Below are 11746 nucleotides of genomic sequence, written 5' to 3' on the forward strand. Positions count from 1 at the left end.
TGCCGGGCGTTCGGCATTCACCCGGGTGCGCACGGTAGGATTGCTTGGCGCGAACCGTCGATTCACGGTCGTCCGCGCTCCCACAGACTCCCATCCAGCGCATCCGCGGTGCCCGGCCGAGCCCGTTTCCGGGCGGCCTGACCGACCGGATGCCTCACCGCGAGGAACCCATCCATGGCGAACGCCACCCGTAACTCCCTGCGCAACGTCGCAATCGTCGCGCACGTCGACCACGGCAAGACGACGCTCGTCGACGCGATGCTCAACCAGACGAACTCCTTCGACGCGCACGCGCACATCGAGGAGCGCGCGATGGACTCGAACGAGCTCGAGCGCGAGAAGGGCATCACGATCCTCGCCAAGAACACGGCGATCACCTACAACGGTGCGCACGCCGGCGGCGAGCCCATCACCATCAACGTCATCGACACCCCGGGTCACGCCGACTTCGGCGGCGAGGTCGAGCGCGGCCTGTCGATGGTCGACGGCGTCGTGCTCCTCGTCGACGCGAGCGAGGGCCCGCTGCCGCAGACCCGCTTCGTGCTGCGCAAGGCGCTCGAGGCCCGCATGCCGGTGATCCTCCTGGTCAACAAGACCGACCGCCCCGACGCGCGCATCGACGAGGTCGTCGCCGAGAGCCAGGACCTCCTGCTCGGCCTGGCCTCCGACCTCGCCGACGACGTGCCCGACCTCGACCTCGACGCGATCCTCGACGTGCCGGTCGTCTACGCCTCGGGCCGCAACGGCGCCGCGAGCCACACGAAGCCCGAGAACGGCGAGCTGCCCGATAACGACGACCTCGAGCCGCTGTTCGAGGCGATCCTCAAGCACATCCCCGCGCCGACCTACGACGACGAGCACCCCCTGCAGGCGCACGTCACGAACCTCGACGCCTCGCCGTTCCTCGGCCGTCTCGCGCTGCTGCGCGTCTTCCAGGGCACCATCAAGAAGGGCCAGACCGTCGCGTGGGTCAAGCACGACGGCTCGGTGCAGAACGTTCGCGTGACCGAGCTCTTCCTCACCAAGGCGCTCGACCGTTACCCGGCCGAGAGCGCCGGCCCCGGTGACATCGCCGTGGTCGCGGGCTTCGAGGACATCATGATCGGCGACACGCTCGCCGACCCCGAGGACGTGCGCCCGCTGCCGGTCATCGCGGTCGACGAGCCCGCCATCTCGATGACGATCGGCACGAACACTTCGCCGCTCGTCGGCAAGGTCAAGGGCCACAAGCTCACCGCCCGCATGGTGAAGGACCGCCTCGACCGCGAGCTCGTCGGCAACGTCTCGCTGAAGATCGTCGACATCGGCCGCCCCGACGCGTGGGAGGTGCAGGGGCGCGGCGAGCTCGCGCTCGCAATCCTCGTCGAGCAGATGCGCCGTGAGGGCTACGAGCTCACCGTGGGCAAGCCCCAGGTGGTCACGAAGCAGGTCGACGGCAAGACGCACGAGCCTTACGAGCACCTCACGATCGACGCCCCCGAGGAGTACCTCGGTGCGATCACGCAGCTGCTCGCCGCCCGCAAGGGCCGCATGGACAACATGTCGAACCACGGCACCGGCTGGGTCCGCATGGAGTTCATCGTCCCGAGCCGCGGCCTCATCGGCTTCCGCACCGAGTTCATGACCACGACCCGCGGCACCGGCATCGCGAACGCGATCTCGCACGGCTACGACGCGTGGGCGGGCCAGATCGTCACCCGCAACAACGGCTCGATCGTCGCCGACCGTTCGGGTGTCGTCACGCCGTTCGCGATCATCGCCCTGCAGGAGCGCATGACCTTCTTCGTGAACCCGACCGAAGAGGTCTACGAGGGCATGGTCATCGGCGAGAACTCGCGCGCCGACGACATGGACGTCAACATCACGAAGGAGAAGAAGCTCACGAACATGCGTTCGTCGACGGCCGACACCTTCGAGTCGATGACGCCCTCGCGACAGCTCTCGCTGGAGGAGTGCCTCGAGTTCGCCCGCGAGGACGAGTGCGTCGAGGTCACGCCGACGGCCGTGCGCATCCGCAAGGTCGAGCTCGACGCGACGGCGCGTGCGCGCATCACCTCGCGCCTGAAGAAGCAGGGCTGATCGGCAGCAGCCGACGCAACTGAACGCGGATGCCACGGGGTCGCCCCCGTGGCATCCGCGTTTCGCGTTCGTGGGGTGCCCGGCTTTCATGCATGCGTATCGGAGGTTTCTCCCAGAATCGCTGCGTACGGTACATGAGTTCGTCTCGACATCGAGAGAACTTCCCCCGCCACGAAACCCGACCCCCTCGATACGTAACCTGTGATGACTTCCTTCCCCCAACGCGGCCGCCGCGCGGCCATTTCCACCCCTGCTCCCGCGACGCCCCCGCGTCGCCGGCGCATCCTTCCCCGCTTCGACGCACGCCAGACCTTCTCGGTGATCGCCATGGCCTTCACCGGCGGCATGATCGTCGCGACGAGCGTGCCCGCACTCGCGGTCACCGCGACCGACGTCGAGCAGCGCGCCTCGGTGTACGCCCCCGTCGAAGACACGGTGAGCTTCACCCCGCAGACCGTCGAGGTCGGCAGCGAGGCGGTCGAATCGACCCTCGCCTCCGAGGCCTACGACGTGCATGAGGCGCCGCCGCCCATCGTCTCGCAGGTCGCCAGTGTCGGCGCCGTCTCGCTCGTCGAGACCGGCGCCGTCGTCTGGCCGGTGCAGAACCCCGACCGGCGTAGCTCGGGCTTCGGCCCGCGTGACGCACCCTGCGCGGGCTGCTCGACGAACCACGACGGCGTCGACTTCAACCCCGGTGACGGCACCCCGGTCGTCTCGATCGCCGACGGCGTCGTCGTGCTGGCGACCGAGAACGGCGGCGGACTCGGCGTGAACGTCGAGGTGCAGCACAACATCGGCGGCCAGGTCGTCACGAGTTCGTACGCCCACATGCAGTTCGGCTCGCTCCAGGTCTCGGAGGGCCAGCGCATCAGCGCCGGTCAGCAGATCGGCCTCGTGGGCACGACCGGCCAGTCGACCGGTCCGCACCTTCACCTCGAGATGTTCGGCAGCGACGGCGTGCGCTTCGACGGCTTCGCCTGGCTCGCCGCGCACGTCGGCTGAGCCGAGGTCGCCGAGCCGATCGACGAGCCCGCCGAGACCCAGTGAGGGCCTCGGCGGGCTCGATCCGTCTCTCGCGCCTACGCGCCCGTGAAGCGGGGCTCGCGCTTCTCGAGGAAGGCCGCCACGCCCTCGCGCATGTCGTCGGTGCGGAACGCGTCGCCGAATGCGGCGATCTCGAGCAGCGTCGCCGTCGCCGTGGGCTGCCCCGTGGCATCCACGAGCACCCGCTTGGCGAGGCCGACCGCGGGCGCGGCGTTCTGGGCGATGAGCTCGAGCGTCTCGCGGGCGCCGGCGAAGAGCGCCTCGCGATCGGCGAAGCGGCGGGCGACGAGGCCGGCCGCGACGGCCTCCTCGATGCCGATCCGGCGGCCGGTGTAGATGAGCTCCTTCGCGAGTGCGAGTCCGACGGCGCGGGGCAGTCGCACGGTGCCGCCGAAGCCGGGGATGAGACCGAGCTTCACCTCGGGCTGGCCGAAGCTCGAGGCATCCGTGGCGTAGATGAAGTCGCAGGCGAGCGCGAGCTCGAGGCCGCCGCCGAGCGCGAAGCCGTCGACGCAGGCGATCACGGGGGCCGGCAGCGACTCGATGATGGCGGCGACGCGGTGGCCGGCGTCGGCGGCCTCCTCGCCCTCGGCGGGCGTGTGCCCGGCCAGCGCGCGCAGGTCGGCACCCGCCACGAAGGCCCGCCCGCCGGCGCCCGTGAGCAGCGCGCCCCGGACGGCGGGGCCCTCGTCTGCGAGCCCGGCGAAGGCGTCGGCGAGAGCGGCGAGCACCGCGGGGGAGAGGGCGTTGAGGGCCGCGGGGCGGTCGATGGTGACGATCGCGAACGGCCCGTCGCGCTCGACGCGCACCTCGGGCTGCTCGGCCGTCGCGGGGCTCGTGCCATCGGTCATCGTCGTCGATCCTCTCCGTCGGGCGGTGTCGGATCCACGCTACGGCACCCGTCGCGCCGAAGGCACGCCCCGGTAGACTCGGAGCCATGTCCAGGAGCCTCGTCACCGCACGCCGGGCCGCCGCGGCCGTCGCGATCGCCGCGCTGTCCACCGCACTCTTCGCCGGCTGCGCCAACCCGATCGAAGACCTCGTGAACCAGGGCGTCGAGGGTGCGATCGAAGACGCCACCGGCGGCGAGGTCAGCCTCGACGGCGAGCTGCCCAGCGACTTCCCGTCCGAGATCCCCCTCGTCGACGGCGAGATCGCGCTCGGTGCAGGCACGGGCGGCGCCGACGGCTGGATCGTGATGATCACCACGACCGCAGCCGACCCGATCGCCGACGCGGTCGCGAAGCTCGAGGCCGCCGGCTTCACGAAGAACACCGAGCTCTCGGGCAGCGGCGCCGACGCGCTCGTGTACTCGAACGGCACGTACCTCGTGCTCCTCGCCGCCGACGGCGAGACGGTCTCCTACACGGTCACGACGGCACCGTGAGCGGCGACGCGGAGACGGGGAGCCTCTCGCTCGCCAGCCGGATCGGCGGGCTGCTGATCTCGGCGGTGGTGGGCGTCGTCTACGGTGCGGTCGCGACCGTCGGGCACCGGCACGTGCTCCGCATCGGCGAGGTCATGATCCCGTGGGGGCTCGTCGCAGCGCTCGTCGGCGTCGCCGCCCTGCTCCTCGGCATCCGGCTCCTGACCCATGGCCGTGCGACCGCCGCCGCTGCCGCGGCCGGCATCGTCATCATCGTCGCCGTCCTCACGCTGCCGGGCCCAGGCGGCTCGGTGCTCGTCGCGGGCGATCTCGCCGGCACCGTATGGGCGGTCGCTCCGGCCCTGATCGGCGTGCTCATCGTGGCCTGGCCCGAGTTGCCCTCGCGTTCGCGCCGCTCGCGCGCGGCCGCCGACGTGCACGCATAGACTGAAGTCCCCGCCTCTTCGAAGGAGCACGAACCACCGTGACCTATGTCATCGCCCTCCCGTGCGTCGATGTGAAAGACCGCGCCTGCATCGACGAGTGCCCGGTCGACTGCATCTACGAGGGTGAGCGTTCGCTCTACATCCACCCCGACGAGTGCGTCGACTGCGGTGCGTGCGAGCCGGTGTGCCCGGTCGAGGCCATCTACTACGAAGACGACCTGCCCGACGAGTGGGCCGACTACTACAAGGCCAACGTCGAGTTCTTCGAGATCTCGACCGCCGCGGTCGAGGCGGTCGGCTCGCCCGGCGGCGCCGCGAAGATCGGGGTCATCGCGATGGACCACCCGATCATCGCCGCTCTCCCGCCGCAGGGCCACTGACCGTGGCTGGGCGCGAGCTGCCCGACTACCCGTGGGACCTCATGGTCCCGTACCGCGAGCGCGCCGCGGCGCACGCGGGCGGTGTCGTCGACCTGTCGATCGGCTCGCCCGTCGACGAGACGCCCGCCGTCGTGCGCGAGGCGCTCGCCGCCGCGAGCGACGCCCACGCCTATCCGCAGACGGTCGGCACCGACGAGCTGCGCGACGAGATCGTCGCCTGGTTCGCGCGGCGCCGCGGGGTGACCGGGCTCAGCCGCGAGAACGTGCTGCCGACGGTCGGCTCGAAAGAGCTCGTCGCGCTGCTGCCGTTCCTGCTCGGGCTCGGCGAGGGCGATGTCGTGGTGCACCCGAAGGCCGCCTACCCGAGCTACGAGATGGGCGCGGTGCTCGTCGGGGCGACCGCGATGGCGAGCGACGACCCGGCGGAGTGGCCCGCCGCCACGAAGCTCGTGTGGCTGAACAGCCCGGGCAACCCCGACGGCCGCGTGCTGTCGATCGACGAGCTGCGGGCGGCGCGCGAGCGCACCCTCGAGCTCGACGCGGTCATCGTCGGCGACGAGTGCTACGCCGAGCTCGGCTGGGCGGGCGAATGGGCTGACACCCCGGTGCCGAGCCTGCTCGACCCCCGCGTCGTCGGCGACAGCCGTCGCAACACCCTCGTCGCGTACTCGCTCTCGAAGCAGTCGAACATGGCCGGGTATCGCACCGCGTTCCTCGCCGGCTGCCGCACGGTGCTGGGCCGGCTCACGAACGTGCGCAAGCACGCCGGGCTCATGCTCGCTCAGCCGCTCCAGCAGGCGATGATCGCCGCGCTCCGCGACGACACCCACGTCGCCGAGCAGAAGGCGCGCTATCGCGCCCGCCGGGCGCAGCTGCTGCCGGCACTCGAGGCCGCCGGGTTCCGCATCGACCGCAGTGAGGCCGGGCTCTACCTCTGGGCGACCGAGGGGCGCGACGCCTGGGAGTCGATCGGCCGGTTGGCCGACCTCGGCATCATCGGTGGCCCCGGGCATTTCTACGGGGTGCATCACCCCGAGCACGTGCGACTCTCGCTCACCGCGAGCGACGAGCGCATCGCCGCCGCGGCCGAGCGCCTGCGTGCGGCGGCGGGTTCGTAGCATCCGGCTCACGGCGGGTCATCCGGTCACTGTGATGACCAGCCAATGTATACAAGGTTCTCTTGGTGGATGCGACAGTGTGCCCCGAGCACGTCTAGGCTGTAGGTCGGGCCGCAGCCGACCCTACGCCGACGGCCCTGAAAGCAGGTGACCGCGCAAGTGACGATCACAGGAGGCGCCGTGAGCGACGTCGAGAACCCCGCGGCGGGGCAGAACCCCGAGACCGCAACCCTCAGCTTCCCCGGCGGAGCCGCCGAGTTCCCGGTTCGACGCGCCGTCGAGGGCAATTCCAGCCTCGACCTCTCGACGCTGACCCGGCAGACCGGCCTCACCGGCCTCGACTACGGGTTCGTCAACACCGCGTCGACGCGGTCGGCGATCACCTACATCGACGGCGAGCAGGGCATCCTCCGCTACCGCGGCTACCCGATCGAGGAGCTCGCCGAGCACTCGACCTTCCTCGAGGTCGCCTGGCTGCTCATCTACGGCGAACTGCCGAGCGCCGACCAGCTCGCCGAGTTCGACGAGAAGGTGCGCCGCCACACGCTGCTGCACGAAGACCTCAAGCGCTTCTTCTCGGCGCTGCCGCACACCGCGCACCCGATGTCGGTGCTGTCGAGCGCGGTCGCGGCGCTGTCGACCTACTACGAGGACTCGTCCGACCCGCACGACCCCGACCACGTCGAGCTGACGACGCTGCGCCTGCTCGCGAAGCTGCCGGTGATCGCCGCCTACGCGCACAAGAAGAGCCTCGGGCAGGCGTTCCTCTACCCCGACAACTCGCTCGACTTCGTGCCGAACTTCCTCCGCCTGAACTTCGGCAACATGGCCGAGCCGTACCACATCGACCCGACGCTCGCGAAGGCGCTCGACCGCCTGCTCATCCTGCACGAGGACCACGAGCAGAACGCGTCGACCTCGACGGTGCGCCTCGTCGGCTCGACCGGCGCCAACCTGTACTCCTCGATCTCCGCCGGCATCCAGGCGCTCTCGGGCCCGCTGCACGGCGGTGCGAACGAGGCCGTGCTGCAGATGCTCGCCCGCATCCAGGAGTCGGGCGAGGGCGTCGGCCGCTTCGTCGAGCGCGTGAAGAACAAGGAGGACGGGGTGAAGCTCATGGGCTTCGGTCACCGCGTCTACAAGAACTACGACCCGCGCGCGAAGATCGTGAAGCAGTCGGCCGACGCGGTGCTCGAGAGCCTCGGGGTCGACGACCCGCTGCTCGACATCGCCAAGGAGCTCGAGCAGTTCGCCCTGCAGGACGACTACTTCAAGGAGCGCCGACTCTACCCGAACGTCGACTTCTACACCGGCGTCATCTACAAGGCGATGGGCTTCCCGACGCGCATGTTCACCGTGCTCTTCGCGATCGGCCGTCTGCCCGGCTGGATCGCCCACTGGCGCGAGATGAACCTCGACCCGCAGACGAAGATCGGCCGCCCGCAGCAGCTGTACACGGGCGAGCCCGAACGGCACTACCCGGGCGTCTGAGTCCGGCCCGCGCCGAACACTCGAACGCCGAACGGCCCCGATTCCCATGGAATCGGGGCCGTTCGCAGTTCGGGTGCGTGGCGTTCAGCCCGCCGGTCGCAGCACGAGCGTGTCGTGTGCGGCTTCGGCGACGGCATCGAGGGTGAAGGGCCACGGGCGGGTCTCGCCGCGCTGCCAGAGCGGCGCCTGGTCGTCGTAGTGCGGGTTGAAGGCGTGCCCCGATGCGCCGGTGAGGTTGATCCAGCGCGACTCGTCGAGGTCGTCGAGATCGACAACCATGCGCATCGACGGCACCCAGTCGACGCCGTAGCCGAGACTCGCGTCCCAGCCGATCGCGTTGACGATGGCCGACCCGCCGCCGAGTTCGTACGGCCCGCGGTTGAAGAGCCATTCGATGGGCCCGATGCCCGACTCGCCGAAGCTCTGGTTGGTCAGCGTGAGGGTGTGCAGTTCGCCCCAGCTCCACGAGGCGGCGTCGTCGCCCATGAGATCGGATGCCTCGCCCCACGCCGCGCGGAGCGCAGCGGTGATGGCCGCGTCGCGGCCGTCGTCGCCCCACCAGGCGTTCTCGGGTTCGCCGAGCAGCGTGCCGACGACGTTGAACCAGCGGTCGCCGCCCTGCGGGCGGCTCTCGTCGGGCAGCTCGCCGAACATGTCGTCGAGCAGGGTGCGCCAGAACACGGCGAAGTAGGCGGCTTCGGCGCTGTCGGCGTCGGCCTTCGCATTCCAGCCGTCGAGCAGGGCCGCGCCGCGCGCGGCGTCGCCGTCGAGGCGCGCCGCGAGTTCGGCGATGAACGGCAGGAACTGCTGCGCGTTCAGGTCGCTCGTGTCGAGCTGGATGTCGAGAAGGTCGTCGGCCGTGAGCTTCTCGCCGGCGTCGAGGCGCTCGCGGATCAACCGGTCGATGGCTGCGGCGCGGTAGCCGTAGTCCCAGTCCTTCGTGAGCAGGGGGCCCGCCGGTCCGGCCGCGGCGTTGTTCGCCGTCACGATGTAGCCAGCGGGCGGGTTCTGCACGCTCGGCAGCTGTTCGAACGGCAGCATGCCCGACCAGCCGTTCGCGCTCGTCCAGCCCGGCATCGGCACGGTGCCGTCGCCGGCCTTGCGCACGGGGATCTTGCCGGGCGCCTGGTAACCGATGGTGCCCGCGTCGTCGGCGTAGATGAGGTTCTGCGACGGCACGTCGAAGAGCGCGGCCGCCTGGCGGAACCCCTCCCAGTCGCGCGCGCGGTCGAGCGCGAAGATCGCCCGGGCCGTGGTGCCCGGTGTGAGTGCCGTCCACTGCAGGGAGACCTCGTACTCGCCCTCGGGGGCGCCGGATGCCGCTGGGCCGGCCTCGGCGACGGCGCCGAAGTCGGTGCCGATGCCGGTCACGATCGGGCCGCGCCCGGTCGAGCGCACCGTGATCGTGACCGGGTCGCCGCCCGCGACCTCGATGACCTCTTCGCGGATCGTGAGCGGCACCATCGTGCCGTCGAGTTCGTAGGCGTCGCCCTCGACCCGCTCGAGGTAGAGGTCGGCGACGTCGGGTCCGAGATTGGTGAAGCCCCACGCGATGCGCTCGTTGTGGCCGATCACGATGCCCGGCAGCCCCGAGAACGAGTACCCGGCGACGTCGAACGGGCAGGCGTCGTTCACCACTGCGCAGTGCAGGCCCATCTGCGCCCAGATCGACGGCATCGCCGGGCCGAGGTGGGGGTCGTTCGCGAGCAGCGGCTTGCCGCTCTCGGTGAGGGCGCCCGAGACGACCCACGAGTTGGATCCGAGGTCGCCGCCCTCGGGGCCGAGGAGTTCGGGGATGCCGTCGATCGTCTGCGCGAGCGAGGCGAGCGCCGCGAGGTGCTCGGGCGCAGAGGCATCCGTCGCTTCGCTTGACGACGACGGCGACCCGCCGGTCGCCGCCGTGCTCGTTGCGGCGGGTTCGCCGGCCTCGTCGAGCGGGGTGACCGAGGACGCCGCCGGGGCGGCGGCGAGGGGGCCGCCGACGATCGTCGGCATCGCACCCCACGGGAAGTCGGGGTGGAGGCGCGCGACCTCCTCGGCGGGCAATGCCGAGGCGAGCAGCGCCCGGTCGATCTCGTCGCCGAGGTTCGAGCGGAGGTCCCAGGCCATGGCCTTGAGCCAGGCGATCGAGTCGACCGGCGTCCACGGCTCGGGGGAGTAGGCGCCGTTCTGGAGGCCGAGCACGGCGTACTCGAGCGAGAGGTCGGCGCCGCTGCGCTCATCGAGGTAGGCGTTCACGCCCTCGGCGTAGGCCTCGTAGTACGCGCGCGACTCCTCGTCGAGCTGCGCGTACTCCTGCTCGGCGATGCCGCGCCAGTTCAGGGTGCGGATGAAGCTGTCGGTGCCGACCTGCGATTCGCCGAACATCTCGGCGAGGCGGCCCGCGGTGACGTGGCGACGGAAGTCCATCTCCCAGAAGCGATCCTGCGCGTGCACGTAGCCCTGCGCGAAGAAGAGGTCTCGGCTCGTCTCGGCGACGAGCTGGGGGATTCCGGCGTCGTCGCGGTACACCGTGACACTCGCGGTGAGCCCGGGAACGTCGATGCGGCCGCTCGTCGCGGGGAACGAGCGCTGCACCGTCCACCAGCCGAGCCCCGCGCCCGCGACGCCGAGCACCAGCACGGTGATCAGCAGGCCGATGAGAAAGCTCAGGCCGCGATGGCGGCGGGTCCTCGGGGCGTCGGTACCCACGTCACTCCTTCGTGAGGTGCAGGAGAGGCCGTCACGCGACGGCCTCGGTTGCACCACACTAGCCGAGCGGCGAGTCGCCGATCGCGCGATGCCGACGAGAAGCGCCGAGCTGCATCCGAACCGTTACGCGTGCAGCGCCGCGTTGAGCGTCACGCCCTCGCCCGTGCGCGACAGCGCCTCGACCTGCCCGTTCAGCGAGTTGCGGCGGAACAGCAGGTTCGGCACCCCCGACAGCTCCACGGCCTTGACCGCGCGCGGGCGTCCGTCCGGTCCGCCGAGGAGCACGACCTTCGTGCCCGCGGTGACGTAGAGGCCCGCCTCGACGACCGAGTCGTCGCCGATCGAGATGCCGATGCCCGAGTTCGCGCCGAGCAGCGCCCGCTCGCCGATCTCGACCCGCTGAGTGCCGCCGCCCGAGAGCGTGCCCATGATCGACGCGCCGCCGCCGATGTCGCTGCCGTCGCCGACGACGACGCCCTGCGAGATGCGGCCCTCGACCATCGAGGTGCCGAGCGTGCCGGCGTTGAAGTTGACGAAGCCCTCGTGCATCACGGTCGTGCCGGGTCCGAGGTGCGCGCCGAGGCGCACGCGTGAGGCGTCGGCGATGCGCACCCGTTCGGGCGTGACGTAGTCGAGCAGTCGCGGGAACTTGTCGAGTCCCGTCGCGTGGATGCCTGCGCGCTGCAGCGCGGGACGCAGCCGGTCGAAGTCGGCGGGATGCACCGGGCCGGCGTTCGTCCAGACGACGGCGGGCAGGTGGCCGAAGACGCCGTCGAGGTTCACCGTGTTCGGCGCAGCGAGCAGGTGCGAGAGCACGTGGAGACGGAGGTACGCGTCGGCCGTGCCCGCGGGCGCGGCGTCGAGGTCGATGGTGAGCTCGAGCTGCTCGACGCGCACGTTGCGGCGCGAGTCGTCGCCCGCGAGCGCGGCGTGCTCGGGGGCGAGCGGGGATGCCTCGGAGCCGAGCCGCGGCGCCGGGAACCACGCGTCGAGCACCGTGCCGTCGCCGGCGATCGTGGTGAGCCCGGCGGCGGAGGCGGTGCGGGCAGGGCGTGAGGCGGTGTCGTTCGCGGGCATGGTTCAAGGGTAGCGAGAGCGCCGCCCGTGTGACGTGCTGCGTCCGAGGCGCCG

The 11746-nt window shown here is 71.0% G+C and carries 10 protein-coding genes; 7 read left to right on the forward strand and 3 right to left on the reverse strand.

Annotated features, from left to right (window positions below):
- Nucleotides 1–174 precede the first annotated feature (174 nt).
- Entirely contained in the window at nucleotides 175–2079 is a 1905-nt protein-coding gene (gene typA, locus GQQ93_RS13660) for a translational GTPase TypA (protein WP_157424788.1), read from the forward strand.
- Nucleotides 2080–2283: 204 nt separating this feature from the next.
- On the forward strand, nucleotides 2284–3081 hold the full coding sequence (locus GQQ93_RS13665; RefSeq protein ID WP_157424789.1) for a M23 family metallopeptidase: 798 nt from the start codon (nucleotides 2284–2286) through the stop codon (nucleotides 3079–3081).
- Nucleotides 3082–3158: 77 nt separating this feature from the next.
- On the opposite strand, the gene GQQ93_RS13670 is transcribed toward GQQ93_RS13665, so the two are convergent.
- Entirely contained in the window at nucleotides 3159–3974 is an 816-nt protein-coding gene (locus GQQ93_RS13670) for an enoyl-CoA hydratase/isomerase family protein (RefSeq protein ID WP_157424790.1), read from the reverse strand.
- Nucleotides 3975–4060: 86 nt separating this feature from the next.
- Here GQQ93_RS13670 and GQQ93_RS13675 point away from each other — a divergent pair, with 86 nt between their 5' ends.
- The 5 genes from GQQ93_RS13675 (at nucleotide 4061) to GQQ93_RS13695 (ending at nucleotide 7924) form a co-directional block, all read left to right on the forward strand.
- Nucleotides 4061–4510 (forward strand): hypothetical protein, encoded by a 450-nt coding sequence (locus GQQ93_RS13675; protein ID WP_157424791.1) that lies wholly within the window; start codon nucleotides 4061–4063, stop codon nucleotides 4508–4510.
- A complete protein-coding gene (locus tag GQQ93_RS13680) occupies nucleotides 4507–4935 on the forward strand; it encodes a hypothetical protein (RefSeq protein ID WP_157424792.1) in 429 nt (142 codons plus the stop codon). Before GQQ93_RS13675 ends, GQQ93_RS13680 begins: the two co-directional genes overlap by 4 nt.
- Nucleotides 4936–4973: 38 nt before the next feature.
- Nucleotides 4974–5315 carry a ferredoxin gene (gene fdxA, locus GQQ93_RS13685; RefSeq protein WP_157424793.1) on the forward strand — a complete coding sequence of 114 codons (342 nt, stop codon included), beginning with the start codon at nucleotides 4974–4976 and terminating at the stop codon, nucleotides 5313–5315.
- A gap of 2 nt (nucleotides 5316–5317) precedes the next feature.
- Nucleotides 5318–6433: a succinyldiaminopimelate transaminase gene (gene dapC, locus GQQ93_RS13690; protein WP_157424794.1), complete on the forward strand. Its 1116-nt coding sequence runs from the start codon at nucleotides 5318–5320 to the stop codon at nucleotides 6431–6433.
- Nucleotides 6434–6613: 180 nt separating this feature from the next.
- The gene (locus GQQ93_RS13695) at nucleotides 6614–7924 is read left to right on the forward strand and encodes a citrate synthase (protein ID WP_157424795.1); all 1311 of its coding nucleotides are present in this window, start codon (nucleotides 6614–6616) and stop codon (nucleotides 7922–7924) included.
- A gap of 84 nt (nucleotides 7925–8008) precedes the next feature.
- Here GQQ93_RS13695 and GQQ93_RS13700 read toward each other — a convergent pair whose 3' ends face one another.
- Nucleotides 8009–10615 (reverse strand): penicillin acylase family protein, encoded by a 2607-nt coding sequence (locus GQQ93_RS13700; RefSeq protein ID WP_157424796.1) that lies wholly within the window; start codon nucleotides 10613–10615, stop codon nucleotides 8009–8011.
- 123 nt (nucleotides 10616–10738) lie between these two features.
- Nucleotides 10739–11692, reverse strand: coding sequence for a 2,3,4,5-tetrahydropyridine-2,6-dicarboxylate N-succinyltransferase (gene dapD / locus GQQ93_RS13705; protein WP_157424797.1), 954 nt, complete (start codon nucleotides 11690–11692; stop codon nucleotides 10739–10741).
- Between the last annotated feature and the right edge of the window lie 54 nt (nucleotides 11693–11746).

This window comes from Agromyces lapidis (assembly GCF_009749405.1).
GTDB lineage: Bacteria > Actinomycetota > Actinomycetes > Actinomycetales > Microbacteriaceae > Agromyces > Agromyces lapidis.

Bases quoted from the DNA above. Each gene is read 5' to 3' on its own strand.
- typA (WP_157424788.1), top strand. From the start codon at position 175: ATGGCGAACGCCACCCGTAACTCCCTGCGCAACGTCGCAATCGTCGCG.
- dapD (WP_157424797.1), bottom strand. From the start codon at position 11,692: ATGCCCGCGAACGACACCGCCTCACGCCCTGCCCGCACCGCCTCCGCC.
- GQQ93_RS13670 (WP_157424790.1), bottom strand. From the start codon at position 3,974: ATGACCGATGGCACGAGCCCCGCGACGGCCGAGCAGCCCGAGGTGCGC.
- GQQ93_RS13675 (WP_157424791.1), top strand. From the start codon at position 4,061: ATGTCCAGGAGCCTCGTCACCGCACGCCGGGCCGCCGCGGCCGTCGCG.
- GQQ93_RS13665 (WP_157424789.1), top strand. From the start codon at position 2,284: ATGACTTCCTTCCCCCAACGCGGCCGCCGCGCGGCCATTTCCACCCCT.